Source organism: Aeromonas salmonicida subsp. salmonicida (assembly GCF_001643305.1).
GTDB lineage: Bacteria > Pseudomonadota > Gammaproteobacteria > Enterobacterales > Aeromonadaceae > Aeromonas > Aeromonas salmonicida.
On sequence record NZ_LSGW01000049.1, the window covers coordinates 178,144 to 203,475 of the forward strand.

Annotated in this window: 22 protein-coding genes; 9 read left to right on the forward strand and 13 right to left on the reverse strand. The window is 59.5% G+C overall.

Translation table 11 applies throughout. From position 1 onward, the window contains the following. Positions 1-61: 61 nt before the first annotated feature. The 3 genes from AXW79_RS07790 to argC are packed head-to-tail and all read right to left on the reverse strand — an operon-like array spanning position 62 to position 2,802. Positions 62-973: an ornithine carbamoyltransferase gene (locus tag AXW79_RS07790; RefSeq protein ID WP_005313762.1), complete on the reverse strand. Its 912-nt coding sequence runs from the start codon at positions 971-973 to the stop codon at positions 62-64. 25 nt (positions 974-998) lie between these two features. Further along, complete coding sequence (gene argB / locus AXW79_RS07795) at positions 999-1,778, reverse strand: acetylglutamate kinase (protein WP_005313765.1); 780 nt, start codon at positions 1,776-1,778, stop codon at positions 999-1,001. Positions 1,779-1,794: 16 nt separating this feature from the next. Then, complete coding sequence (argC, locus tag AXW79_RS07800; RefSeq protein WP_005313768.1) at positions 1,795-2,802, reverse strand: N-acetyl-gamma-glutamyl-phosphate reductase; 1,008 nt, start codon at positions 2,800-2,802, stop codon at positions 1,795-1,797. Between the two features lie 278 nt (positions 2,803-3,080). Between argC and argE the strand changes: the two genes are divergently transcribed. The 4 genes from argE to AXW79_RS07820 all read left to right on the forward strand — a co-directional run bounded on the left by argE (position 3,081) and on the right by AXW79_RS07820 (position 8,704). After that, positions 3,081-4,226, forward strand: a complete 1,146-nt coding sequence (argE, locus tag AXW79_RS07805; RefSeq protein WP_005313771.1) for an acetylornithine deacetylase — start codon at positions 3,081-3,083, stop codon at positions 4,224-4,226. Positions 4,227-4,438: 212 nt separating this feature from the next. Then, positions 4,439-7,072: a phosphoenolpyruvate carboxylase gene (gene ppc, locus AXW79_RS07810; protein WP_005313775.1), complete on the forward strand. Its 2,634-nt coding sequence runs from the start codon at positions 4,439-4,441 to the stop codon at positions 7,070-7,072. A 173-nt stretch (positions 7,073-7,245) separates the two neighbouring features. Next, complete coding sequence (locus tag AXW79_RS07815) at positions 7,246-7,572, forward strand: ArsR/SmtB family transcription factor (protein ID WP_005313778.1); 327 nt, start codon at positions 7,246-7,248, stop codon at positions 7,570-7,572. 46 nt (positions 7,573-7,618) lie between these two features. After that, on the forward strand, positions 7,619-8,704 hold the full coding sequence (locus AXW79_RS07820; protein WP_005313781.1) for a flavin-containing monooxygenase: 1,086 nt from the start codon (positions 7,619-7,621) through the stop codon (positions 8,702-8,704). A 189-nt stretch (positions 8,705-8,893) separates the two neighbouring features. Here the strand turns inward: AXW79_RS07820 and arsC are convergent, their stop codons facing one another. The 5 genes from arsC to AXW79_RS07845 form a co-directional block, all read right to left on the reverse strand. Beyond that, positions 8,894-9,325 carry a glutaredoxin-dependent arsenate reductase gene (gene arsC / locus AXW79_RS07825; protein ID WP_005313784.1) on the reverse strand — a complete coding sequence of 144 codons (432 nt, stop codon included), beginning with the start codon at positions 9,323-9,325 and terminating at the stop codon, positions 8,894-8,896. 2 nt (positions 9,326-9,327) lie between these two features. Then, complete coding sequence (gene arsB / locus AXW79_RS23425; RefSeq protein ID WP_011898325.1) at positions 9,328-10,398, reverse strand: ACR3 family arsenite efflux transporter; 1,071 nt, start codon at positions 10,396-10,398, stop codon at positions 9,328-9,330. Further along, positions 10,398-12,305: an arsenical pump-driving ATPase gene (gene arsA / locus AXW79_RS07835; protein ID WP_443261217.1), complete on the reverse strand. Its 1,908-nt coding sequence runs from the start codon at positions 12,303-12,305 to the stop codon at positions 10,398-10,400. Before arsA ends, arsB begins: the two co-directional genes overlap by 1 nt. A gap of 75 nt (positions 12,306-12,380) precedes the next feature. Beyond that, a complete protein-coding gene (arsD, locus tag AXW79_RS07840; protein WP_005313794.1) occupies positions 12,381-12,824 on the reverse strand; it encodes an arsenite efflux transporter metallochaperone ArsD in 444 nt (147 codons plus the stop codon). Positions 12,825-12,828: 4 nt separating this feature from the next. Next, positions 12,829-13,197 (reverse strand): ArsR/SmtB family transcription factor, encoded by a 369-nt coding sequence (locus AXW79_RS07845; protein ID WP_005313796.1) that lies wholly within the window; start codon positions 13,195-13,197, stop codon positions 12,829-12,831. 367 nt (positions 13,198-13,564) lie between these two features. Between AXW79_RS07845 and mutS the strand changes: the two genes are divergently transcribed. Continuing rightward, positions 13,565-16,120 carry a DNA mismatch repair protein MutS gene (gene mutS / locus AXW79_RS07850; protein WP_005313798.1) on the forward strand — a complete coding sequence of 852 codons (2,556 nt, stop codon included), beginning with the start codon at positions 13,565-13,567 and terminating at the stop codon, positions 16,118-16,120. An 80-nt stretch (positions 16,121-16,200) separates the two neighbouring features. Here the strand turns inward: mutS and AXW79_RS07855 are convergent, their stop codons facing one another. Both AXW79_RS07855 and AXW79_RS07860 read right to left on the reverse strand, forming a co-directional pair. Beyond that, positions 16,201-17,799 (reverse strand): BCCT family transporter, encoded by a 1,599-nt coding sequence (locus AXW79_RS07855; protein ID WP_005313800.1) that lies wholly within the window; start codon positions 17,797-17,799, stop codon positions 16,201-16,203. 9 nt (positions 17,800-17,808) lie between these two features. Next, a complete protein-coding gene (locus AXW79_RS07860; RefSeq protein ID WP_005313801.1) occupies positions 17,809-18,336 on the reverse strand; it encodes a hypothetical protein in 528 nt (175 codons plus the stop codon). 162 nt (positions 18,337-18,498) lie between these two features. On the opposite strand from AXW79_RS07860, the gene AXW79_RS07865 reads away from it, so the two are divergent. Then, complete coding sequence (locus AXW79_RS07865; RefSeq protein ID WP_005313803.1) at positions 18,499-18,978, forward strand: MarR family winged helix-turn-helix transcriptional regulator; 480 nt, start codon at positions 18,499-18,501, stop codon at positions 18,976-18,978. A gap of 78 nt (positions 18,979-19,056) precedes the next feature. On the opposite strand, the gene AXW79_RS07870 is transcribed toward AXW79_RS07865, so the two are convergent. Further along, on the reverse strand, positions 19,057-19,638 hold the full coding sequence (locus AXW79_RS07870) for a YjaG family protein (RefSeq protein ID WP_005313805.1): 582 nt from the start codon (positions 19,636-19,638) through the stop codon (positions 19,057-19,059). Between the two features lie 162 nt (positions 19,639-19,800). On the opposite strand from AXW79_RS07870, the gene AXW79_RS07875 reads away from it, so the two are divergent. Beyond that, entirely contained in the window at positions 19,801-20,745 is a 945-nt protein-coding gene (locus AXW79_RS07875; RefSeq protein ID WP_005313807.1) for a D-2-hydroxyacid dehydrogenase, read from the forward strand. A 71-nt stretch (positions 20,746-20,816) separates the two neighbouring features. On the opposite strand, the gene mepM is transcribed toward AXW79_RS07875, so the two are convergent. Beyond that, on the reverse strand, positions 20,817-22,154 hold the full coding sequence (gene mepM / locus AXW79_RS07880; protein WP_005313809.1) for a murein DD-endopeptidase MepM: 1,338 nt from the start codon (positions 22,152-22,154) through the stop codon (positions 20,817-20,819). A 260-nt stretch (positions 22,155-22,414) separates the two neighbouring features. On the opposite strand from mepM, the gene AXW79_RS07885 reads away from it, so the two are divergent. Then, positions 22,415-23,713 (forward strand): LapD/MoxY N-terminal periplasmic domain-containing protein, encoded by a 1,299-nt coding sequence (locus AXW79_RS07885; protein WP_005313811.1) that lies wholly within the window; start codon positions 22,415-22,417, stop codon positions 23,711-23,713. Then, a complete protein-coding gene (locus AXW79_RS07890; RefSeq protein WP_005313814.1) occupies positions 23,710-24,651 on the forward strand; it encodes a TAXI family TRAP transporter solute-binding subunit in 942 nt (313 codons plus the stop codon). The genes AXW79_RS07885 and AXW79_RS07890 overlap by 4 nt, the downstream gene beginning before the upstream one ends. On the opposite strand, the gene AXW79_RS07895 is transcribed toward AXW79_RS07890, so the two are convergent. Continuing rightward, entirely contained in the window at positions 24,646-25,320 is a 675-nt protein-coding gene (locus AXW79_RS07895) for a transglutaminase-like cysteine peptidase (protein ID WP_005313817.1), read from the reverse strand. The two genes, AXW79_RS07890 and AXW79_RS07895, sit on opposite strands and share 6 nt — an antisense overlap. Between the last annotated feature and the right edge of the window lie 12 nt (positions 25,321-25,332).

Sequence of the window (25,332 nt, forward strand, 5' to 3'; positions counted from 1 at the left end):
TCTCCATGATGATTCGATAAGGTGTTGTAATTCAGGGTCGGTGGCCGCGTTGCTTATTCCGCTACTTGTTGCCAAGCAGGGTCAGCAGCACGGCGTTCTGGATATGCATCCGGTTCTCTGCCTCATCCATGATGAGGGAAGCAGGCCCGTCCATGACGTCGGAAGTGATCTCCAGCTCCCGGTGCGCCGGCTGGCAATGCAGCACGTGCTGGATGCCGGTGCGCTCAAGCAGGGCCTGGTTGATCTGATAAGGCATGAAGATATCTTTTACCTGCTCCATTGGTGTGTTGTCACCCATGGAGACCCAGGTATCGGTATAAACCACGTCAAACCCTTCAATGTCGCCCACGTCATCGCTGATGTGAATGGTGGCGCCGGAATCGGCCGCCAGCGCCTGGGCCTGCAGGAAGATCTGGGTATCCGGGCCATAGCCTTTCGGGCAGATCAGAGTCACGTCTGTACCCAGAGTGGCCCCCAGCAGCAGCAGAGAGTGGCTGACGTTGTTGCCATCGCCGAGGTAGGCAAGCTTCACCTTCGACAGATCGTCGTAATGCTCGGCAATGGTCATAAAGTCGGCCAGCCCCTGACAGGGGTGGTAAAGATTACACAGGCTGTTGACCACGGGCACAGAGCCGTAGGCTTGCAGGTCAACCAGGGTCTGGTGATCGAATACCCGCGCCACTATGGCGTCACACCAGCGGGACAGGTTGGCGGCGAAATCCTTCACCGATTCCCGCTTGCCCAGGGCACCGTTCTGTTGATCCAGATAGACGCTATGGCCGCCCAGTTTGGCGATGCCGATGTCGAAGGTCACCCGGGTGTGCAACGAGGGCTTCTCGAACAGGGTAACCACACTCTTGCCCGCCAGTGCCTGGCTGTACTTTTTCGGGTCGGCCTTGACCGCTTTCCCCAGCGCTATCAGCGCCTCGATTTGAGCCTTGCTCAGATCGCTATCTTTCAGAAGATGTTGCATCGGAGGTTCCTTTTTCCAGCCAGGGTTAGAGGGTGACTTGGGTGCCGACGGCACCGCCAGCCAGCAGCTTGAGCAGTTGATCCGGGTAACGCCAGCTGGCGACACAGACCGGCTTGCCGAGGGTCTCGGCGGCGTGCAAGGCGGCTTTCACCTTGACCGCCATGCCATCGCTGATCACGCCCTTCTCCATCAGATCCAGTGCGGTTGCCTTGTTCAGCTGCGGCACCAGCTTGCCCTTGCCATCCAGGATGCCGCTCACGTCCGACAGCATCACCAGGTCAGCACCGAGCGCCTCGGCGATGGCGGTGGCCGCCTGATCCGCGTTGACGTTCATCAGCTGGCCGTCGGCCGTGATGCCGATGGAGCTCACCACGGGCAGGAAGCCCTGCGCCAGGATACCGGTCACCAGCGCCGGGTTGCCTGGCTGGCAATCACCGACTGCACCGAGATCCGGATCGAGCTGGGTCACCTGGCACAGACCGCCATCGGCCAGACAGAGTCCCACGGCCGGAATGCCGGTGGCGATGGCCTTGGCCATCATCTGCTTGTTGGCCGTCCCGGCCAGCGCACCCGCAATGAAGGGGATCTGCTCGAACGGGGTGACCCGCAGGCCGTTCTTCTTGGTGGAACTCAGGCCCAATCCCTTGAGCAGGTCATCCACCAGACAGCCGCCACCGTGCACCAGCACCAGGGGTCTGTGTTGCTCATCCAGAAACGTTTTGAGGGTGCCGAACAGGGCGGTCAGCGCCTCGTCGTTCTCGATCAGGGCCCCACCCAACTTGATAACCAGTGTCTGCTTGTCCATATCTCTCAATCCTTTCTTAAATCAGGCCGGTGGCCGGGTCAAAACCGAATTTAATATTTATGCATTGCATTGCCTGGGAGGCGGCGCCCTTGAGCAAGTTGTCGATGGCAGAGACCACCACCAGCATATTGCCCTGCTGCTGCCAGGCGATATCGCAGTAGGGAGTGCTTGCCACGCCACGGATGGAGGGCATCTGACCGGTGAGGCGCACCAGGGGTTTTCCTTCGTAGGCCTTGAGGAAGGCCTGATCCACCTGGGTCGGCGTCACGCCATCCGCCATCTGCACATAAATGGTGGCCAGGATGCCGCGCACATAGTTGCCAAGGTGGGGCTGGAACAGCACCTCCTTGCCCAAGTGGTGGCTGATCTCCGGCTGATGCCTGTGGTTGAAGGTGCCGTAGGGGCTCAGGCTCACTTCGCAAAAACTGGTATTGATGGCCGCCTTGCGACCGGCCCCGGAGACACCGGATACCGCATTGATGATGGGCTGCCATCCCTCGGCAATCAGACCGGCCTGTTGCAGCGGCTTGAGAGCGCACAGAGAAGCAGTCGGGTAGCAACCTGGCACAGCAATCAGCTGGGCGGCGGCAATGGCATCGCTGTTCCATTCCGCCAGACCGTAGGCGGCCTGCTCCAGCAACTGCTCGTTCTCGTGGGTGAAGCCGTAGAAGGAGGAGTAGAATTGCTGGTCCTTGACCCGGAAGGCGCCGGAGAGATCGAACACCGGCAGCCCCTTGGCCAGGAACTTGGGTGCGAGCTCGGCACTCACCTCATGGGCGGTCGCCAGCAACACCAGGTCGGCCTGGGTCAGGATCCGGGTCATGCCATCTTCATCCAGCGGCAGCAGCGGCTGATCCAGCGCGCCGACCCACTGGGGATGCAGAGAAGAGAAGCGCTTGTGGGCATCCTGGCTGCCGGCGGAAACATAGAGACCGAACAGCTTGAGTTGAGGATGGTTCTGGACCAGTGCGGCCAGTTCGGCTCCCGCGTAGCCACTGGCACCGACGATAACGGTGTTAAGCATTTTTGAGTATTCCAAGTCAGAGTTCGAAATTCACAGCATGGCGCTGCAGACAGTGCAAGGGGTGAGGAACCGCCCCTTCAATGCAACGAGTGCGGAGGGGCAATTCAGGCGGGGTTGTGTCGTCGGTTATAGATCAGGTGACAGAATATTAACTTTCCCTTACAACTAGAAGCCTTGTTGATGAGCCACGAATTCAGGCAAACTCAAAGAATATTCATGCACTCACTTTGCATTTGTATTTTCTAACAGAAACGTTCCGGGGACGCAAGGAGCAGCTGATGGCCAATCTGGATTTTTTTGCACTTTATAAGAATATTATTGCGATTCCCTCTATTAGCAGCACAGATCCGCACTGGGATCAGAGCAACGAGGCGGTGATCCGGCTGCTGGCCGACTGGTTCGGCCAACTCGGCTTTCAGTGTGAAGTGACGGCGCTGCCGGAGCTGCCCGGCAAGTTCAATCTGGTGGCCACCATAGGCCAGGGAGAAGGCGGTCTGCTGCTTGCGGGCCACACGGACACAGTGCCGTTCGACGAAGGGGGCTGGCGCAAGGATCCCTTCAAGGTGACCGAAGAGGGCAACCGCCTGTACGGCCTCGGCACCATCGACATGAAGGGATTCTTCGCCTTCATAGTGGAAGCCCTCAAAGAGATCGACCTCACCAAACTCACCAAGCCGCTGCGCATTCTGGCCACCGCCGATGAGGAAACCACAATGGCGGGTGCACGCGCCATCGCCGCCGCGGCCGAGATCAAACCCGACTATGCGGTGATCGGCGAACCGACCGGGCTGGTGCCCGTGGTGGCCCACAAGGGCCACATGTCGGAAGCGATCCGCATTACCGGCAAGAGCGGTCACAGCTCGGATCCCGCCAACGGCGTCAATGCGCTGGAGATCATGCATCAGGCCATGGGGCGGGTGCTGCGCCTGCAACTGCGTCTGGAAGAGACCTATGCCGACTACCGGTTCGCGGTGCCGCAACCCACGCTGAATCTGAGATACATACATGGGGGAGACAGCCCGAACCGCATCTGCGGCTGCTGCGAGCTGCACATCGACATGCGTCCCACCCCGCAAGTGGGGCCGGACGAGCTGATGGGCATGCTCAAAGAGGCGCTCGCGCCCATAGAGGTTCATCAGCCAGGCGGCCTGCACCTGCAACACCTGCACGAGCCCATTCCCGCCTATGCCTGCGCGGACGACTCAGTACTGGTGCGCGAGGCGGAGCAGGCAAGCGGACACAAGGCGGAATCGGTGAACTACTGCACCGAAGCGCCCTTTATCCAGCAGTTGGGATGCCAGACAATTGTGATGGGCCCTGGTCACATAGCCCAGGCTCACCAGCCGGACGAATACCTGGATCTGTCGTTCGTCAAACCCACCACGGCAGTGCTGCAACACCTGATCCGCCGGTTCTGCCTGTAAGCCATAGGGTATGTAAGTAAGTTACTGACAGTCTGCCCGGGACAGGTGAAGGAAATACATGTTCTGAATCGGCCTGTTATTTGACCTTGCGCAGACAATCTGGGTAGATTGTCACCCTAAGATGACGGAGCATATGTTGTAATCACACAACAATAAGTGAGGCTGTCTCTCACCTCGGATGGAGAGAGACACCAACCAGATAAGGATGTGGAATGAACGAAAAGTACGCCGCTCTACGCGCCAACGTAGGCATGCTGGGTCAACTGCTGGGCAAGTCCATCAAGGATCATCAGGGACAAGCCTTCCTCGACAAGATCGAAACCATTCGCCAGTTGGCCAAGTCCTCCCGCAAAGGCAATGAGGCAGACCGGGAACGTCTGCTCGAAACCCTGCGCACCCTGAGCGATGACGAGCTGTTGCCGGTGGCCCGCGCCTTCAGCCAGTTCCTCAACCTGGCCAACGTGGCCGAACAGTTCCACACCATCTCCCGCCGCTGCGAAGAGCAGGTCTGCACGCCGGATCCGCTGGAGCAGATGTTCGCCAAACTCAAGGCATCCAACCTGTCGCAGGAGGCCATCATCCAGGCCGTGCGCGAGTTGGATATCGATCTGGTGCTGACCGCTCACCCGACCGAGGTGACCCGTCGAACCCTGATCCACAAACACGTCCAGCTCAACGACTGCCTGGAAGCGCTGGAACTCTCCGATCTGCTGCCCCGCGAGCGGGACAAGATCCTCAATCGCATCGAACAGCTGGTCAATCAGGCCTGGCACACCAACGAGATCCGCGAGCAGCGCCCGACACCGGTGGACGAAGCCAAGTGGGGCTTTGCCGTGGTGGAAAACAGCCTCTGGCCGGCCATTCCCGAATTCATGCGCAATCTGGACGAGCGTCTGCAACAGCACCTGGGTGTGCGGCTGCCGCTGGATGCCGCGCCGGTCAAGTTCACCTCCTGGATGGGCGGTGACCGCGACGGCAACCCCTTCGTCACGGCCAAGGTGACCGCAGAGGTACTGGAACTGGGCCGCTGGATGGCAGTGAGCCTCTTCTACAAGGACATCAAGGAGCTCACCTCCGAGCTCTCCATGTCCGACTGCACCGACGCCGTACGCGAGCGGGTGGGCGATCACCCCGAGCCCTATCGCGCCCTGGTGCGCGAGTTGCGTGAAGCGCTGCGCGAGACCCAGGAATACCTCACCGCCAAGGTGCAGGGTCAGGTGAGCGAGAGCCGCGACCTGATCACCACCACAGCCCAGCTGCGCGAGCCGCTGGAGCTCTGCTACCACTCAATGCACGCCTGCGGTATGGGCAACATCGCCGATGGCATGCTGCTGGACGTGCTGCGCAAGCTGGCCTGTTTCGGCATCCATCTGGTCAAGCTGGACATACGTCAGGATGGCGAGCGCCACGGTCAGGTCTTCTCCGAGCTGACCCGTTATCTGGGCATGGGCGACTACGCAGAGTGGAGCGAAGACGACAAGCAGGCTTTCCTGCTCAATGAGCTCAACTCCCGCCGCCCCCTGATCCCGACCGACTGGGAGCCGAGCGACGAGACTCGCGAGACCATAGACACCTGCCGGGTGATCGCCCAACACGACCCGGATGCGTTCGGCATCTACATCATCTCCATGGCGGGCGCCCCGTCCGATGTACTGGCGGTACAGCTGCTGCTGAAAGAAGCCGGCTGCAAGTTCCGCATGCCGGTCGCCCCCCTGTTCGAAACCCAGGAAGACCTGATGGCGGGCACCGCCGTGATGGAGCGCCTGTTGTCGGTGGACTGGTATCGCGGTTACATCCAGGGTCGCCAGTACGTGATGATCGGCTACTCGGATTCCGCCAAGGATGCGGGCATGATGGCCGCAGGCTGGGCCCAGTACGCTGCCATGGAATCTCTGGTGGCACTGGCCGAAGCCAGCAATCTGCGCCTGACCCTGTTCCATGGCCGTGGCGGCACCGTCGGCCGTGGCGGCGCCCCCGCCCATCAGGCGATCCTGTCCCAACCGCCAGGATCCCTGCGCGGTGGGCTGCGAGTGACCGAACAGGGCGAGATGATCCGCTTCAAGTTCGGTCTGCCGAAAGTTGCCATTCACAGCCTGAACCTCTACACCAGCGCCGTGCTGGAAGGGAACCTGCTGCCGCCACCCAAGCCCAAAGAGAGCTGGCGCGCCGTGATGGAGCAACTTGCCACCGTCTCCTGCGATCACTACCGCAGCATAGTGCGCGGTCATCCGGACTTCGTGCCCTACTTCCGCGCCGCCACCCCTGAAATGGAACTTGGCAAGCTGCCGCTCGGCTCACGCCCGGCCAAGCGCAAGCCCAACGGCGGCGTCGAGAGTCTGCGCGCCATCCCCTGGATCTTCGCCTGGACCCAGAACCGGCTGATGTTGCCGGCCTGGCTTGGCGCCCACAAGGGGCTGGAGCATGCCATCACGGACGGTCAGAAGAGCGTGCTGGAAGAGATGAGTCGCCAGTGGCCCTTCTTCCGCACCCGCCTCGAGATGCTGGAGATGGTGTTCCTCAAGGCCGACCTCTGGCTCGCCGAGTACTACGACACCCGTCTGGTACCGCAAGAGCTGTGGAATCTGGGCAAGCAGTTGCGCCAGGAGCTTGCCGACGCCATCCAGATCGTGCTGCAGCTGCGCCCGCAGGGAGACCTGCTGGACGACCAGCCCTGGATCAAGGAGTCCATCAATCTGCGCAACCCCTACACTGATCCCCTCAACGTGCTGCAGGTCGAACTGCTGGGCCGCTCGCGCAGCCACACCGAGACCCTGCATCCCGAGCTGGATCAGGCGCTGATGGTCACCATCGCCGGTATTGCCGCAGGCATGCGCAACACGGGTTGATCAGGTTTTCATAAAACCCGCAAAAGGGCGCCATCATTGGCGCCCTTTTTTATTTATACGACCCGGCGCCACGATCAAAACGGCGGGTGTCCCAACATCCCTGTATTGCCAAATGGCTGATCACTGCGCATCAGCGCTTTACATGTGCATAGATGCGCACATATAGTCACGACATGAATACAACACTGACCCAAACCCAAGCCATTGATGCCGCCATTGCATCCCTTGATGGTGCCTTCTTCAAAGCACTGTGCGAGCCACCACGGGTCGCCGTGCTGAAGCGCGTCATGCAATTGGGCCGAGCGGATATCACGGAAATTGCCGCTGAGTTGCCCCAGGAGCGTTCGGTTGTTTCCCGTCATCTTCAGGTGCTGCTGGAAGCCGGGATAGTTCGCGCCTCCAAGGTTGGGCGCCAGGTGTTCTACGAAGTGGATGGCCCGGCCATTATCCAGCGCCTGGAGGCCATACTCCACCACACCAGGATGTGCTGCCGAGGCTGATCGGATTGATTTTTCTTCGCCCAAAAACGTGTATGGATGCGCACATATGAACTCGATGGATCAGCGACTGGATGTGGTTGTCATAGGTGCAGGTCAGGCCGGATTGGCCTGTGGCTGGCACTTGAAACAGCAGGGGCTCAGCTTCGTGATACTTGACGCGCAAGCGCGGCCTGGCGGGAACTGGCGCAACTACTACGACAGCCTTGAGCTGTTCTCGCCAGCAGCCTACTCCTCCCTCCCCGGTATGCCATTCCCCGGCGCACCGGGCCACTATCCCGGACGTGATGAGGTGGTGCGTTACCTTGAGCAGTATGCCGACCTCTTCCAGCTACCTGTTCGCCAGGGAGTTCAGGTCACCCAGGTCGCGCGAGCAGATGCGGGCTTCCAGATAACTGCCGCCAACGGCCAAGGCATGCTGGCAAGCGCCGTGATAGTGGCATCGGGGGCCTTTAGCCACCCCTACCTGCCCGACATTCCTGGACTGGAAAGTTTCAGGGGCGCTCAGCTGCACAGTGCCGACTATCGACATGCGGCGCCTTTTCGCGGGCAAAACGTCGTCGTCATTGGCGCGGCGAACTCCGCCGTCCAGATCGCTTACGATCTCGCCAGCGTGGCCACTGTGACACTGGCCGCCCGAGAAGCAATCCGGTTTGCCCCCCAGCGGATATTGGGGGCAGATTTTCATAGCTGGTTGAAATGGACAGGCCTGGAGAAAACCCGCTGGCTGAACGACCAGAGCACACCGGTACTGGACGACGGCACCTACAGAAAGGCGCTGAAAACCGGTTATTTCAAGCAGCGCCCCATGTTCACTCAGGTAACGTCAAGCGGCATTGCCTGGCCGAATGGCCAGCATGAAGCCGTTGACAGTCTGGTGTTTGCCACAGGTTTTCGCCCCAACCTGCCATTTCTCGAGGGCCTGCCCGTGATGAACGAACGAGGTCAGGTGATGCAACGCGACGGGCACGCCATGCATGTCCCCGGCTTGTACTTTGTCGGCCTGCCCAAACAACGCAATTTTGCCTCGGCAACCCTCAGAGGCGTCGGGCAAGATGCCGGACACCTGCTCCCGCACCTGCTTCGCTACCTGAACCAACCGGAGATGGATCGCACATCCGTCTATCCAGAGTGAGCTGGTCGAGCGCTGGCATTCTCGATGACGCAAAACGTTCCCTGCTGGCGCATAGCCCGCAAGCAGGTCTATTGCAGCAGAACATCGGTATCAACAAGGCTGCCCGATTGCCTGAGCAGCCAACCGTAGAGCTCATGTTCGTGCGGCTGTCATGCCGTCATCAGACAGAGGGCACACCGCTCGTGCGTGTCACTTGATGCGGTTTCCCGCTGCATCTACCACCTGTTCCCCATCTTCCTTGGTAAAGGCGCCTTGCTGGGGGCTCGGCAAAATATCCAGCACTACTTCCGATGGGCGGCACAGTCTGGTACCAAGCGGGGTCACCACTATGGGGCGGTTGATCAGGATGGGATGGGCCAGCATGGCGTCGATCAAGTCGCCATCGCTGAAGCGGTTTTCGGCCAGTTCCAGCGCCTCATAAGGAGGGACGTTCTTGCGCAGCAGGTCGCGCACCGGCATCCCCATGGCCCCAATCAGCGCAACCAGCGTCTCGCGGCTCGGCGGTGTCTCCAGGTAGTGAACGACGGTCGGTTCAACCCCTGAGTTGCGGATAAGTTCCAGCGTATTGCGGGAGGTGCCGCAAGCCGGGTTGTGGTAAATGGTGATCTGGTTGTTATGCATGATTAAGCCTCTGCGTTGGGATAGTTGCGTTTCATTCTAAGAGCCACATTGACCAGGGCGATCAAGACTGGCACCTCCACCAGAGGGCCTATCACACCGGCAAACGCCTGATCCGAATTCAGGCCGAACACGGCGATGGAAACTGCAATGGCCAGCTCGAAGTTGTTGCCGGTGGCAGTGAAGGCGATGGAGGCATTCTTGTCATAGGGAATACCCAGCTTCTTGCCGACCAGGAAACTGGTGAAGAACATCAGCACAAAGTAGACCACCAGCGGGATGGCAACGCGTACCACATCCATCGGCAGCTCGACGATCATCTCGCCCTTGAGGCTGAACATCAGCACTATGGTGGCCAGCAAGGCGATCAGCGTGATGGGCGAGATAGCCGGGATAAAGCGCTCGGTATACCACTTCTCCCCCTTGGCCTTGACTAGGTATTTACGGCTCAGGAAGCCTGCCAGGAAAGGGATCCCCAGATAGATCAGCACGCTTTGCGCGATATCCAGCATGGTGATGTCCACCGCGAAACCCTGCAAACCAAACAGCGGGGGCAGCACTGTAATAAACAACCAGGCCATGAAGCTGTAGGTGAGGATCTGAAAACCGCTGTTGAGCGCCACCAGACCCGCACCGTACTCCTTGTTGCCGCCGCCCAGATCGTTCCACACCAGCACCATGGCGATGCAGCGTGCCAGACCGATCAGGATCAGGCCCACCATGTAGTCCGGGTAGTCATGCAAGAATGTCAGGGCTATCACGAACATCAGGATGGGGCCGACCAGCCAGTTCATCACCAGTGAGAGGGTAATCGCCTGACGGTCGCGGGTCATGGCGCCCATGGTGCCGTAATTCACCTTGGCCAGCGGCGGATACATCATCAGGATAAGGCCGATGGCCAGCGGGATATTGGTGGTGCCGACCGACATGGCCTCGTTCCACTGAGCCACCTGGGGGAACAGATAGCCAATCCCGACCCCCATGCCCATGGCGACAAAGATCCAGAGGGTGAGATTGCGGTCGAGAAAGCTCATTTTTTTGCTGACGGGCAGATCGCAGCAGGCATTGGTACTCATCAAGAGACTCCATGGGGGTTGGATGAAACGAAGGACTCAACCCGGGCAAATGCCTCTGTTGGTTGCTCCTTGGCAGTAAACTCGCTCTGATGCATGTCACCCCGCCCTGTAGACAGGGTGACACAGCGCTTGCAGCGCCTTGACACCCACCGGCTCGACGGCCTGCAAGGGCACAACGGCATAACGGCATAACGGCATAACGGCATAACGGCATAACGCCGGGCATGCTCACCTTTGACCGCGTCGATATGGGGCTGCTGGCGATAGGCTCGCTGGGCCAGCAGGGGGGACGTGACGCTGGCCGGGGCCAACATGTGATTGACCACCCAGGCCCAGGGCTCGATACCGGCGCGGCGCAGGTCGGCTTGCAGGTTGGCCGTCTCCTGTACCGGGGTGGGCTCGGGTAGGGTGACTATCATCACCTTGGTCTGTTTCGGGTCTTGCAACTGCATCATGGGGGTAGTGAAGTGCATCCCCTTGCCCCCCATCTGACGGGCAATCTCCCTGTGATAGGCACCGGTCGCATCGAGCAGCAAGAGGGTGTGGCCGGTGGGGGCGGTATCCATCACCACGAAGCGCTTGCCAGCCTCACGAATGATCCGCGAGAAGGCCTGAAACACGGCAATCTCTTCGGTACAGGGGGAACGCAAATCTTCTTCCAGCAGGGCGCGACCCTTGGTGGCCAGCACCTGGGCACGGTAACGTTCAGTCTCGGCATGGGGATCGATGCGGCTGACCTCCAGGCTGGGCAGTGCCCCTGCCAGTGTCTCTCCCAGATGGGCAGCGGGATCTGACGTAGTGAGGTGAACCGGCAGGCCCCGACTGGCAAGCTCTACCGCCACCGCTGCCGCCAGGGTGGTTTTACCCACACCGCCCTTGCCCATCAGCATGATGAGCCCGTGGCCATCTGTGGCCAGCTCATCGACCAGTTGCTTCAAGCCAGGATGTTGCTGGTCCTGTGACTCGGCGGCCGGGCGTTCGACCTCGTGGCGCCCGTTGACAGGCGCTGCACCGAGCAACTGACGCAGGCTGTCCACCCCCACCAGATTGGTGGCCAACAGAGGCACTCTGTCTTGTGGCAACCTGGCCAGCAATCCTGGCATCTGCGCCATCGCCTGCTGCTCTCGCTGCCAGACAGCGGAGGCCAGGGGGTCATCCGCCAGCTCGCTTTGGGGGAATATGCCATTGATGACCAGTTGCTGATTGGCAAGGCCGATGGCCGCCAGCTCATCATGGGTACGCGCCACTTCCCGCAGGGTTGAGGCTTGCGCCCGAGCCACCAGAACAAGCCGGGTTTTCCCGGCATCTGAGAGGGCTGCAACGGCCTCTGCGTATTGGCTTCGCTGTTTTTCCAGTCCGGCCAGTGGCCCCAGACAAGAGGCATCCCCCTTGCCCTGCTCCAGAAACTCGCTCCATGCCCCCGGCAGTTGCAACAGACGTATGGTGTGACCTGTGGGCGCCGTATCGAAAACGATATGGTCGTATTCCCCAACCAGCTTGCTGTCGGTCAAGAGCGCTGTGAACTCGTCAAAGGCGGCAATCTCTGTGGTGCAGGCACCGGAGAGCTGCTCTTCAATGCTGCGCACCACGCTGTCGGGCAATTTGCCACGCACCGGGCCGACGATCCTTTCCCGATAGGCTTGCGCGGCCGCTTGCGGGTCTATCTCCAGTGCTGACAGCCCACTGACTGCCGCTATGGCGGTAATCTTGTTGCCTATTTGAGTATCAAAGACCTGACCTACGTTTGAAGCCGGATCCGTGCTGACCAGCAGCACCCGTTTACCGCTGTCACACAAGGCGACCGCGCTGGCGCAGGCCAGCGAGGTCTTGCCGACGCCACCCTTGCCGGTAAAAAAGAGAAACGGCGGTGCATCAGTCAGAAACGAATAGCTCAGAAACGAGGACATAAGAGACTCCTATCAGGCAGAACAAGGCAATCAACCCCGCAGGCGGCAGGGATGCGGCCAACTAAAGGGTCACGCTTAGCAGCAACCGCTGCTGCCGGAGCAGCATCCACCCTTGACGATCCCTTTGATGGCGCCCGCTTTGCCCGGCCCGGCTGCTGGCGGATTGGCTTCAGCATCATCGATTGTTGCACCACCGCTTTCAGCCGCTTTCGGTGACGCAAGACCGGCATAACGGGTCAACTCTGCGCGGCTGGGATAACGGCCTGTCAGCACCACCTGACCCTCTACCAGCACCAGCGGCAAGCCTTCCTCCCCCGCGTGGACAAGAAAGGCACTCACCGCCGCTGTCTCGGCAAACACCATAGGTTGCTGGGCCAGATTGAATCGCTCTATGGCAACCCCCTGCCCCTTGGCCCAGGCGAGGTCGGCGGCGAAGCTCACCAGGCGCTGTTCAACCTCGGTTCCGCACACACCGCTGGCACAGCACAGTGCCGGATCGAAAATCTGGATAACTGACATGGTATTACTCCTTATTGCAGCAAGGTTGCTCGGGCAATACATGGGGCGAGCAGCCGGATTCGGCCCGCATCACGCCACAGGCTTCGGGGTGACCGGCACAGCACCCCTCGGTGAGATAACCGATCAAATCGAGCATCAGGGGGATATTGGCGCGATAGCGCAGAAAACGCCCCTCCTGCTCCACCGATACCAGTCCGGCGTGAAGCAGGGCCTTCAAGTGAAACGAGAGGCTGTTCGGTGCAATGTCGAGCTCGCCAGCGAGCTCACCGGCCACCCTCCCTTCCAACCCGGCCTTGACCAGCAAGCGCCATACATCGAGACGGATACCGGATGCGAGAGACTCGAACACCCTGGTGGCCACATCTTTGTGCATTTGAAGTCCCTCAACCCATGGAATGGATTCAACCATACAAGAATAGTTGAAATGATCAATATGCCTGCACTATCTCTGCACTCTATTTTTGGCATCTTCCCTGTTGCGGGTAGTCCGGATGATTTTGTGAATGCATGGCCTTTGTTGCCGCGGCAGGGATGATAAGATTGGCACCAACTCGTGGCCCTGGTTGTGGTGTGACGCCTTGCCACCCGGGCTGACGCGCACCGGACTCAATATCCTCCTCGGATGATCGCCTCATCGAGCCTCTCATTCCAGACGCTCATCCGTGGAAAAACAGCACATCACAGACCCGATGCCAGATGACAACACAGCTCAAAAACAACGACTTAATGGTGGATGCACATTGATTAACATAGAAAACATCCAGCAGCACACCCCCATGATGCAGCAATACCTTGGCCTCAAGGCCGAGAACCCCGAGATACTGCTGTTCTACCGGATGGGTGACTTCTACGAACTCTTCTACGACGATGCCCGCAAGGCCTCCCAGCTGCTAGATATCTCCCTGACCAAGCGCGGCCAGTCGGCAGGCAACCCCATTCCGATGGCGGGGGTGCCCTATCACGCCATCGAAGGCTACCTGGCCAAGCTGATACAGCTCGGTGAATCTGCCGCCATCTGCGAGCAGGTGGGGGATCCCGCCACCAGCAAGGGGCCGGTGGAGCGCAAGGTCATTCGCATCATCACCCCGGGTACCGTCTCCGACGAGGCGCTGCTCTCGGAGCGACAGGACAACCTGATCGCCGCCGTCTATCACGATGGCCGCCGCTTCGGCTACGGCACCATGGACATAGGCTCGGGCCGCTTCTTCATCAACCAGTTCGACAAGGAAGAGACGCTGCTGGCGGAGCTGCAACGCACCAACCCGGCCGAGCTGCTCTATCCCGAATCCTTCGCGTTTTTGCAGCACGTCGAGGGCCGCCGTGGCCTGCGCCGCCGCCCCGAGTGGGAGTTTGAACTGGGCACAGCCCGCAAGCTGCTGTGCCAGCAGTTCGGCACTCAGGATCTGGTGGGCTTTGGGGTCGACAAGAGCGAGACAGCCCTGTGCGCCGCCGGCTGCCTGATGCAGTATGTGAAAGATACACAGCGCACCGCCCTGCCCCACATCCGCAGCGTGCGCCTCGAGCAGCCGGATCATGCGGTCATCATGGATGCCGCCACCCGCCGCAACCTGGAGCTGACCCAGAATCTGGCGGGCGGCTATGAAAATACCCTGGCCGAAGTGCTGGATCGCACCGCCACCCCCATGGGCAGCCGTTTGCTCAAGCGCTGGATCCACCAACCAATCCGCGATCGGGTTATCCTGAAAGGGCGCCAGAGCACCATCAAGGAGCTGATCGAGCAGAACCTTTATGACGAGCTGGGCGCCCTGCTGCGCCAGGTCGGCGACGTGGAGCGGGTATTGGCTCGCCTCGCCTTGCGCTCTGCCCGCCCCCGCGACCTCACTCGCTTGCGTCAGGCGTTTGCCCAGTTGCCAGAGTTGCAGCGCCTGCTGGCGGACAACCGGCACGAAGCGGTACAGCAACTGGCCGAGCGGGCCAGCACCTTCCCCGAATTGCTGAGCCTGCTGGAGCGCGCCGTGATGGAGGTACCGCCCGTGCTGATCCGCGATGGGGGCGTCATCCGTGACGGCTTCAATCAGGAGCTGGACGAGCTGCGGGATCTGGCCAACGGCGCCACCGCCAGTCTGGTCCGCATCGAGGAGCGCGAGAAGGCGCTGACCGGCATCAACACCCTCAAGGTGGGCTACAACAGGGTGCACGGCTTCTATATCGAGGTGAGCCGCGCCAACAGCCATCTGGTACCGGCCCACTACATCCGCCGTCAGACCCTCAAGAACAACGAACGCTACATCATTGACGAGCTCAAAAAATACGAGGACAAGGTGCTCACCGCCCAGGCTCAGGCGTTGGCATTGGAGAAACGGCTCTACGAAGAGCTGCTCGACACCCTGCTGCCCCACCTCGGCGATCTGCAGGAGTCGGCGTCCGCGCTGGCGGAGCTGGATGTGCTGGCCAACCTGGCCGAGCGGGCCGAGACCCTGGACTACCGCTGCCCGACCCTGATTGACGAGGATCAGATCCTGATCGAGGCGGGCCGTCATCCGGTGGTGGAGCAGGTGATGAGCGATCCCTTTATCGCCAACCCGATCCGGCTTGAGCGGGAGCGCAGGATGCTGATCATCACGGGCCCCAACATGGGGGGTAAATCCACCTATATGCGCCAGACGGCCCTTATCGTGCTGCTGGCCCATATCGGTGCCTTCGTGCCCGCCGACAGCGCCCACATCGGCCCCATAGACCGCATCTTCACCCGGATCGGGGCGTCGGACGATCTCGCCTCCGGCCGCTCCACCTTTATGGTGGAGATGACAGAGACCGCCAACATCCTCAACAACGCCACCGCCCGCAGTCTGGTGCTGATGGACGAAATTGGCCGCGGCACCAGCACCTACGATGGGCTCTCCCTGGCGTGGGCTTGCGCCGAGCAGCTGGCAAGCAAGATTGGCGCCTATACCCTGTTCGCTACCCACTACTTCGAGCTGACCCGCTTGCCGGAGCTGATGAGCGGGCTGGCCAACGTCCACCTCGATGCGGTGGAGCACGGCGACACCATCGCCTTTATGCACGCGGTGCAGGAAGGCGCGGCCAGCCGCTCTTACGGCCTGCAAGTAGCAGCGTTGGCGGGGGTACCGAAGTCGGTGATCAATCAGGCTCGCCACAAGCTGGCGGAGCTCGAAAGCGCCACGCCCCTGGCCACAGGGGAAGTTCGCCCTGCCTCCATACCGTTGCTGCCCCAATCCCACCCTGTAGTGGATGAGCTGGAAGCGGTACGGCCGGACGAGCTCACTCCTCGTCAGGCGCTGGATCTCGTCTATCGCCTCAAGCAGATGCTCTAACCGCCAGCCGACTACAGCAGCATACAAAAGGGGAACCTCACGGTTCCCCTTTTACTTTGCACGGTTTGACTGTCAGGCCATCAGCCCGGACCTATGCGATCCATCAGACTCAGGTTGACCGAGCCAGGGTGACGCTTGAGCTTCTGTCGATACTCGAACTGATGCTGACTCTCTTGCTTGAGCCCCAGCACCAGGGAGTAACACATGGCCAGCATGATCACCGAGAACGGCAGTGCGGCTATGATGCTGGCCGCCTGCAAGGCTGCCAATCCACCGGACACCAGCAAAATAGCGGCGACCAGCCCCTGCCCCAGGCCCCAGATGGCACGGTGCAACACGGGAGGATCCTGATCGCCGATGGAGAGCAGCGTTGTGATGACCAGGGTGCCCGAATCGCTGGAGGTAATGAAGTAGGTGCAGATCAGCAGGGTCAGTACCGCCTTGGCGATCCAGCCGAAGGTGTCCCAATGCAGCAGTTCCACCGTCTGGTAGAGCGCCAGGGTCACGTCCTGATTGACCGCCGCCACCACGCCACCGCCGCCGAACAGCTCCAGGTTCATGGCAGTACCGCCGAACACGGTCAGCCAGAACATGCCGAGCAGGGAGGGCACCAGCAGCACGCCGAGCACGAACTCACGTATGGTACGGCCCTTGGAGATGCGGGCGATAAACATGCCGACAAACGGTGCCCAGGCGATCCACCAGCCCCAGTAAAACGCGGTCCAGCTCGACTGCCAGGCCGAGGTGCCGTTGGCTTCGGTGTTGGTCCAGAAGCTCAGTTTGACGATGTTTTGCAGGTAGTCACCGATGTTCTGCACATAGGCGTTGAGTATGTAGGTGGTCGGCCCCAGCACCAAGAAGAGGCCGAGCACGAAGACGCTCAGCCAGATGTTGAGCTCGGAGAGGAGCTTGACTCCGCGCCCCACGCCGGAGACCGCGGACAGGGTCGCGATCAGGCTGATGCCGCCGATGAGCCAGAGCTGATTGGACTGCGACACCGCCATGCCGAACATCTGGTTCAGACCGGTATTCATCTGGGAGACGCCGAGACCGAGGGAGGTCGCCACTCCGAACACGGTACCGAACACCGCCAGCACGTCGGCGGCATGACCCCAGAAACCGTAGATGCGCTCACCGAGAATGGGGTAAAGCACGGAGCGAATGGCCAGGGGCAACTTGCGGCGATAACTGAAGAAGGCCAGCGACAGGCCGACGATCACATAGATGGCCCAGGGGTGCAGACCCCAATGGAAGAAGGTCAGCCGCATGGCGATCTGGGCCGCCTCCGGCGTCATCCCTTCGGTGATGAAGGGGTTGCCCTGCAGGTGATTCATGGGTTCTGCAATGCTCCAGAACACCAGACCTATGCCCATGCCGGCACTGAACAGCATGGAGAACCAGGCAAAGTAGCCGAACTCCGGTACCTGATCGTCGTCACCCAGGCGGATGCTGCCAAAGCGGCTGAACATCAGATAGACGGCGAAGAACAGGAACAGGGCGACCACCAGAATGTAGTACCACTTGAACCCGGCAATGATCTGATCCTTGGCGCCGGTAAACCAGGCGGCGGCCGTCTCGGGCACAAAGACGCCAAACAGCAGGAACAGGGTGATGACGGTGAGGGCCGTCATGGCCATGGTCGGGTTCAGGCCTTTCAATAGCCCTTTGGTTGCTCTCATCGGGCCTCCTTAGTCGTTGTTGAAAAAGTCTTCACCCACATGCTCGCCTGCCCCGCCGATGGCGCGATAGACCATACGGCCTGCGGCCAGTTCACGATGATCCACCAGGGTGACGGAAGGCTGGCCATTCACGGCGTGACGCTTGCCAAGGAAGATGGCCATGGGCACACCCAGATTGGAGATACCGCTGGTGATCCAGAGCCGGTTGAAATCGTAGGATCCACCGATGAACTCCAATTGGGCCAGGCCGGTATCGAGGCCGGTCAGGTAGAAGTTCATGGCACTCTCGTCAGGGAACAGGTGGACCAACACATAGGCATAGCGCAATTCGTTCACCAACTCCTTTAGGTTGAAAGCACCTGTCTCACTACAGGAGAGGGGCAGCTCACCATCATAGTGGTGTACCTTGAGGGTATTGGGGTCCTCTTCATAGGCGGGCTGATAACGCACGAATGCCGAGGTATCAGGCAGTTCATAACGGACTCTGACCACGCGTAGATCGGCAACCAGAGACTTGATGTCCAGATAGTCATTCATTATCTCGCTCCTCGATTATTGGGTTGATATTCAGAAAATGCCCGATAACCTAACACAAAAATCATTAGAGCAGAAATGATTACAGCAAAAACCATATTGACCTTGTCACGAATTAGGCGGAGAATTTCGCGCCTCTCAACAGCCCTGCAATGACTCACACCCATGGAAAAACATGATGAAGTGCTGGTTGCCCTGCGCCAGATTATTCGTGCCATCGATATGCACTCCAAGCGCTTGATCAAGGAAGCCGGGCTGACGTCGCCGCAGCTCTTGCTGCTCAAGGGGATCAACGAGCTGGGACAGATTTCCATGCGTCAGCTGGCCGACCACACCAACATGAGTCAGGCCACTGCGACCACCATCATGGACCGTCTCGAGAGCCGCCAGCTGGTACAGCGCATTCGCAGTGAAACCGACAAGCGAAAGGTTCACGCGACACTGACTGACGCAGGCCGTGCCCTGCTGGCCCAGGCGCCAACCCCGCTGCAAGAGCGTTTCATCCAGCGCTTTCAGGCACTGGAAGCCTGGGAACAGACCCTGCTGCTCTCCTCCCTGCAGCGCATCTCGTCGATGATGAATGCCGACGCGATAGATGCCGCTCCCGTACTGAGCGTTCGGCCGCTCACCGAAGAACGGGCATGAAGAGGGAACGGGCATAAAAAAAGCTCCCGACGGGAGCTTTTTTCTATGGAGACGTTTTCTACAGACCCAGTGGCGGTATCAGTCGTCCAGGCTGATGCCGATGTTGGACACACCGTCCTGGGCTGCAAATACCTTGATTGCCAGGATGCGGTCACTGTCACGCTCGTGGGCCACCCGCTTGAGCAGCTCAACCTGAAACTCCAGCTCGGCCTCGATGTACTCGTGCTCGTAGAGTTCCTCTTCGGTCAGCTCGCGCTCTTCCAGCATCTCGATGAAACCGGCCACGGTTCCCACTGAGGCATGGCTGGCATCTTCGGCCTCTTCACCGACCCGGCAGATCACCGAGTTGTAGGCGCTACCGAGTGCCACGCAGGCATCCAGCGCCGGATAGGCACCGTAGGATTCAAACTTGCTGGGCTCCGGAATGTAAACTTCAAACGCCTCCAGGATAGCCCCCAGATTGACGCGGGATCCCTTCACTGTCAGGTAGTTCCACATCTGATCCAGCGCGTGTCGAAAAGCCTTCGCATCACCAAAGCCGGACGCCTGGGCAAACAACGCATAGTTGGGGTACATGCGCTCTGCCAGCGCCAGGGTGTAGACGGTCTGTTGCCAAGGCTGTAGCTCGGCCAGTCGCTTATAAAACTTGTCACCAAACACTGGAGTCGGATCCTTTGCAAAATGTGGGGCAGATTGTAGCCCACGAGGGGCCGCACGAAAACGAAAAAGCGGCCTGGTCGACTATCTTGCCCGATCAACTCGGGTAAGATGAAGGCAGAGCGGCCTCTTTCCCACGCCGCAAATCTGATAAGGAACAAGAGTATGAGTCAACGTACCCTTCTTTTGCTCAGCCAGGACAACGCGCACTACGAGCGGCTGCTCAAGGCGGCTCACCTCCCCCATTTGCGCATTCTGAGAGCCGACAACCAGAGCGATGCCGAGAAACTGATCGGGGAAGCCCATATCCTGATGGCCGAGCCGGCACGTGCCAAGCCGCTGCTGGCCAAGGCCAACAAGTTGAGCTGGTTTCAGTCCACCTATGCCGGGGTCGATGTGTTGCTGGATGCACGCTGCCGCCGCGATTACCAGCTCACCAATGTGCGCGGCATCTTCGGCCCGCTGATGAGCGAATATGTCTTCGGCCACCTGCTCAGCCTGATGCGTCAGTTGCCACTCTATCGGGAACAGCAAAAACAGCGACTGTGGCAGAGTCATCCCTATCAGGGGCTCAAGGGACGCACCTTGTTGATCCTGGGCACTGGCAGCATAGGCCAGCACATAGCCCACACCGGCAAACACTTTGGCATGAAGGTGCTCGGCATCAGCCGCAGCGGCCGCGAGCGCGCTGGTTTCGATCAGGTGTATCAGCTACCCGCACTCAACAAGATGCTGGCCCAGGCCGATGTCATCGTCAGCGTCCTGCCCGCCACCCGCGAGACCCATCATCTGTTCACCGCATCTCGTTTCGAGCATTGCAAGCCGGGCGCCATCCTGTTCAACGTCGGTCGCGGCAATGCCATCAACGAAGGCGATCTGCTCACTGCCCTGCGTACCGGCAAGCTGGGCATGGCGGTGCTGGATGTGTTCGAGCAGGAGCCCCTGCCTGCTGACAGTCCGCTCTGGGGCCAGCCCAACCTCATCATCACGCCGCACAACAGCGCCTACAGCTTCCCCGATGATGTGGCCCAGATCTTCGTGCGCAACTACATCCGCTTCATCGACGGCCAGCCGCTGGATGGCAAGATAGACTTCGACAAGGGTTACTGATACGCCCATGACACCAATGAAAAGGCCCCGCCAATGTGGCGGGGCCTTTTCTATTTGGCTGGAAACCGGCTTCAGCCTGCCTCCATCTCCTTGCGATAGCTCTTCACCTTGGCGAGGAACTGGCGCTTGGCCTTGCCGGAGAGCGGCTCCGCCATCGGCAACTTGACCTTCATGGCATCGACCGGGCGGTTGTTGATCCGCACCTCATAGTGCAGGTGAGCACCGGTGGACCGGCCCGTGTTGCCGGAGAGCGCAATCTTGTCACCCATCTTCACCTTCTGGCCGGTTTTCACCAGCAGCTTGCTCAGGTGCAGATAACGGGTCATCAGGGTACGACCGTGCCTGATCACCACATAGGTACCTGCCAATGGGTGGCTGGTCGCCTTGAGCACGACACCATCGCCGGTAGCCAATACAGGCGTGCCCACCGGCAAGGCAAAATCGGTGCCCTCGTGGGGGCGGACCTGGCCGGTGATGGGGTGACGGCGGTTCGGGTTGAAACTGGAACTCACCCGATAGCGGCTGTGGGTCGGATAGCGGCGGAAGCCGCGCTCCAGACTGTTGCCCTGGCCGTCATAGTAGTTGCCATCTTCCGACAACCAGGCCGAGACGCCCTTGCCCTGATTGAACACTTCGACGCCCAGCAGTTGGGTATTGCCCGTGCTCTTGCCCTCGACCGTCTCCTGACGAACCAGCACCCTGAATTTATCGCCCTTTTTCAAATCCTTGGCGAAATTCAGCCGCCACTGGAACAGGTTGGCAATCTTCTGGATATGGCTGGCCGGGATCCCGGCATTGCGGGCACTGACATAGAAACTGCCGTTGATGACACCGTCATAACTCTTCTGCTGCCACTCCACCTCTTCATTGAGCATGTTGGCGCTGTAAGTATCGTCAGTGCGCTCCAGGACCAGCGTCTGCTTGATATTCAGACGAATCTTCATCTGTTGCAGTATGTTGTCCTGATCGATCAGCAACTCTATGGTCTGGCCAGGTTTGAGGCGGGCCAGATTGTTTTTGCTGTCCGCATCCAGCACCTTGTAGAGGGTGGTGGTAGAGAGTCCCAGATTGTTGAAGATGGTGGTCAGATTTTCGCCGTTGCGAACCCGATAATCCTGCCACTGGGGGGTGGAATCGGTCGGGATGTCATCTTCCGGGGTCGCCGCTTCCACCAGCTCATGATCCGGGATGTCGTTAAAGTCCGTATTGTCTTCGTTGGTTGCTGTGCCATGGGTCGCAATCGGCAACTCAAGACGCAATGGCCGCTCCAGGATGTCACCTGGGGCTGGCAATATGGCTACCGCTGACAGCGTCATGGCCGTGAGCAGTAACATGGCATAAAAATGCTTGCGGGGAACCGGGGGTTCCCAATTGGCAGCCTGTGCTACCAAGGGACGGAGACGTTTCATCCGCTATCCTGTCATTAGATTCAATGGGTGTTAGTGGTCGGTCTGATTGTTATAAAACCGTATAAAACTGATTGTTTGACCTAAATACTCACAATAAGTTCATACCAATCTGCATGAACCTCACATTTTATGCATAACATTCCCTTATGGGCAGAAATGATCGTCTTTTTTAACTATTTTTTCCTATTTTTAAGAACCGGGTCCGATCGTGTTTGACCCAAGGTTTCATGATGTTGCGATAACTTTTCCATGGAGTGGATATGTCGTTAGCAAAACTGTTAAACCGAATCATCCTGATCCTGTTCGTTATCGGTGCCTCCCTGCTGTTCATGCTGGAAGTCACCACGGTACGTCAATCCATCCTCGACCAGATGTCAGCCAATCTTGAAACGGCCATCACGGCACTCGGGCTGGTACTGCAAGGTACCCTGCTCAACGATGACAAGGTGCTGGCAGAAACCATCGTCAATGCCATGTTTGACGGCGGTTTTGTCAGCTCGGTCACCCTGCTGGATCCTGACGGTCAGCCGCTGTTTCAGAAGGTCTTCCACACAGCGCAGCAGAACGTACCAAGCTGGCTCCCTTCTGTTATCGACATGCCGCCAGTCAAAATTGAGCAGGAACTGACCGATGGCTGGCGCATGCTGGGCACCCTCACCCTGGAGGGACATACCGGTTACGCCTACCAGCATCTGTGGAATGCCATCAGCCGTACCGGACTGGCCCTGCTCGCCGGCTTGCTGGTATTCACTCTGGTGATCTCCTGGGTGTGCAGCCGCCTGCTGCGCCCCCTCGAGCAGATCAACCAGCAACTGGTCAGGATCCGCAAACGCCAGTTCAGCGGCAGCCTGGAATCCCCCTGGCTGCAGGACCTCAAGGAGCTGGTCATCTCGGTCAATCAGCTGGTCTCCGAGCGCAAGCGTGACCTGCTGCAACAAAGGCTCAAGGTCACCCAGCTTGGCAAACAGCAGACAGTGACAGCTGAACTTCCGCTGCAAGGGCTGATGGACGAAGAAGAGGGCATGCAGCAACAATATTTCTTCTCCACCCAGGGCAAGATCCGCCTCTACAGCCGTCTTGTCCCGACCATTTCCCCCTCACAGGAGAGCTCGCCGGACGAAATCCAGCACCTGCTTGAACTCTGGCTCCGCAACCCGGCGGAAGGGCTGCAACTGCCTCTCAGCCTGCTCAATCATGCCGACTGGACACAATTTGCGCCGCTACTGGCCAAAGCAAGGGGAAAGACCCTCGACTGGCGCTGGGATCTGGCAAGTTTCCCGCCTCTCGGGGAGGAACGGCTCGCTACCTTGCAGGAGCAGGGCGTCGAGATGGCATTTAGCGCCATTCCCAAGACCAACGACACCTTCAACCAGCTCGACCCCATCAATCCCGTCTTCATCAGCTGCCAGCCGACCCAGGATCCCCTCTATTGGAATCTGGTCGCTCAATGCTTGCACAGTTCGGGCTACACCCTGCTGGCTGAAGCCAGCGAGATCCAGGATATAAATACCCTGCGCGCCTGGGGTATCGATGGCTATGCCAGCAAGGAGGCATCATGAACAGAACCTGGTCGTTGCTCGCCCTGCTGTGGCCGCTGCCGCTGCTGGCCAACCCCGTTACCCTCGCCACCGGCGGTGAGCAGGGGATCTATCATCAGGTCGCCAGGGAGTTCTGCCGACTGGCCAACAAGAGTGACCCCGAGCTGCAATGCAAGCCGCAGGCCACCTCAGGTTCCATCGAGAATCTTCGCCAATTGCAGGCTGGCCAGACAAGCTACGCTCTGGTGCAATCGGACTGGCTCTATCAGGCCAGCAAGGGGCTGGGCCCCTATGTCAGCCAGCCGCAACCTGAGCTGAGGGCCCTGTTTGCCACCCATGCAGAACCCTTCACCATAGTGGTGCGGGCCGATGGCGATATCACCAGCCTGGAGCAACTCAAGCTGGCTCCCATCGACATGGGGCTGAAGAGTTCGGGTACCCGCCAGACGGCGCTGGCGCTGTTCGACCTGCTGGGTGCAAAGGAGCAGGATCTCGATCTGAAGAGTGCAGGCAATCTGGTCGATGCACTCTGCAGCAAACAGATAGATGCCTATGGCCTGGTGATGGGCCACCCGAACCGGATCGTGCTCGATACCGCCAAGCGCTGCGCCATCCGCTTTCTGCCGATTGAGGGAACGCTACGGGAGCAACTGATCAAGGGAGTCAAGTACTACCAGCGCAGTCAGGTGCCGGCTCGCATCTACCCCGGCAACCTGAAAGCGACCCCCACCTTTGCCATCGCGGCTACCCTGGTGACCAATGCCGCTACGCCAGAGGCCGATGTCTATCGCCTGACCAGGGCCATGCTGACCCAGCAGACCAACTTCAACGAACAAACCTATGGCTACGCCAACCTGTTTCACAAGGCGCGCAACAAGACAGGCCCGGTGCTGAGCATCGAACAGCACCCGGGTGCAGCCAAATATTTCGAGGAGCTGAAAACAGCGGGAAAACTATAACTGACGACGAGGAGAGCGCAGTTGCTCGCTGGAGAAACGGGTCTTCATCGATGTCCACTGCGCCAACCGGTCAGCACTGCCCGCCAGAGTTCCTTCACGGCGGGATTTCATGATCCAGATGCTCTTGGCATCGAAGCTGTAAACAGGGATGAGATCGGTCCGCTGGCTACCGGGCAGGATCCGGCTGTTGATGTTGTCGAGCAACATAGGATCAGACTTGGGAGTCGGGAAATAAAGCGTCACCATGTGAAACTGGTTGTATTTCACCGCCTTGACATAAGCCAGCCGCAGCTTTTTCTCATCCACCCCCAGCTCCATCAGGGTGTAGTACTTGGAGATGCTGTAATCCTCGCAATCCCCACCTCGGGCACCGATGAACTCCAGCGGATTGGCCCAATAATCCTCATCTCCCCACAGTCTGGGATCCTCGCTGTAGGTCAGGTTGTTGAAGTAGTTGTTCACCAGCTCTATTTTCTGCTGATCCGTGGTGCCAGCCCTCGGTGACAGCAAACGGGAGAACGCCTCGGCCCGCTGGATCGCCCTGCCACCATAGACCTCCTGCAATTTTGCCCGCAGTTCAGGGCTGGCAATATATTCGGAGAGGCGAGAGGCCTGCACGCTGGCGCAGAGCAACGCCAGCGTGCAGGTGGGAATGAGCAGCCATTTCATACGAGACACTCC

What these genes read in the sequence shown, in the direction of transcription:
- AXW79_RS07855 (WP_005313800.1), bottom strand. Translation starts at nt 17,799, where the DNA reads ATGAGAGCAACCAAAGGGCTATTGAAAGGCCTGAACCCGACCATGGCC.
- AXW79_RS07895 (WP_005313817.1), bottom strand. Translation starts at nt 25,320, where the DNA reads ATGAAATGGCTGCTCATTCCCACCTGCACGCTGGCGTTGCTCTGCGCC.
- AXW79_RS07875 (WP_005313807.1), top strand. Translation starts at nt 19,801, where the DNA reads ATGAGTCAACGTACCCTTCTTTTGCTCAGCCAGGACAACGCGCACTAC.
- AXW79_RS07885 (WP_005313811.1), top strand. Translation starts at nt 22,415, where the DNA reads ATGTCGTTAGCAAAACTGTTAAACCGAATCATCCTGATCCTGTTCGTT.
- AXW79_RS07815 (WP_005313778.1), top strand. Translation starts at nt 7,246, where the DNA reads ATGAATACAACACTGACCCAAACCCAAGCCATTGATGCCGCCATTGCA.
- AXW79_RS07865 (WP_005313803.1), top strand. Translation starts at nt 18,499, where the DNA reads ATGGAAAAACATGATGAAGTGCTGGTTGCCCTGCGCCAGATTATTCGT.
- arsD (WP_005313794.1), bottom strand. Translation starts at nt 12,824, where the DNA reads ATGTCAGTTATCCAGATTTTCGATCCGGCACTGTGCTGTGCCAGCGGT.
- AXW79_RS07860 (WP_005313801.1), bottom strand. Translation starts at nt 18,336, where the DNA reads ATGAATGACTATCTGGACATCAAGTCTCTGGTTGCCGATCTACGCGTG.
- argC (WP_005313768.1), bottom strand. Translation starts at nt 2,802, where the DNA reads ATGCTTAACACCGTTATCGTCGGTGCCAGTGGCTACGCGGGAGCCGAA.
- AXW79_RS07820 (WP_005313781.1), top strand. Translation starts at nt 7,619, where the DNA reads ATGAACTCGATGGATCAGCGACTGGATGTGGTTGTCATAGGTGCAGGT.
- argB (WP_005313765.1), bottom strand. Translation starts at nt 1,778, where the DNA reads ATGGACAAGCAGACACTGGTTATCAAGTTGGGTGGGGCCCTGATCGAG.
- AXW79_RS07845 (WP_005313796.1), bottom strand. Translation starts at nt 13,197, where the DNA reads ATGCACAAAGATGTGGCCACCAGGGTGTTCGAGTCTCTCGCATCCGGT.
- AXW79_RS07790 (WP_005313762.1), bottom strand. Translation starts at nt 973, where the DNA reads ATGCAACATCTTCTGAAAGATAGCGATCTGAGCAAGGCTCAAATCGAG.
- mepM (WP_005313809.1), bottom strand. Translation starts at nt 22,154, where the DNA reads ATGAAACGTCTCCGTCCCTTGGTAGCACAGGCTGCCAATTGGGAACCC.
- AXW79_RS07890 (WP_005313814.1), top strand. Translation starts at nt 23,710, where the DNA reads ATGAACAGAACCTGGTCGTTGCTCGCCCTGCTGTGGCCGCTGCCGCTG.
- arsA (WP_443261217.1), bottom strand. Translation starts at nt 12,305, where the DNA reads ATGTCCTCGTTTCTGAGCTATTCGTTTCTGACTGATGCACCGCCGTTT.
- arsB (WP_011898325.1), bottom strand. Translation starts at nt 10,398, where the DNA reads ATGAGTACCAATGCCTGCTGCGATCTGCCCGTCAGCAAAAAAATGAGC.
- ppc (WP_005313775.1), top strand. Translation starts at nt 4,439, where the DNA reads ATGAACGAAAAGTACGCCGCTCTACGCGCCAACGTAGGCATGCTGGGT.
- argE (WP_005313771.1), top strand. Translation starts at nt 3,081, where the DNA reads ATGGCCAATCTGGATTTTTTTGCACTTTATAAGAATATTATTGCGATT.
- arsC (WP_005313784.1), bottom strand. Translation starts at nt 9,325, where the DNA reads ATGCATAACAACCAGATCACCATTTACCACAACCCGGCTTGCGGCACC.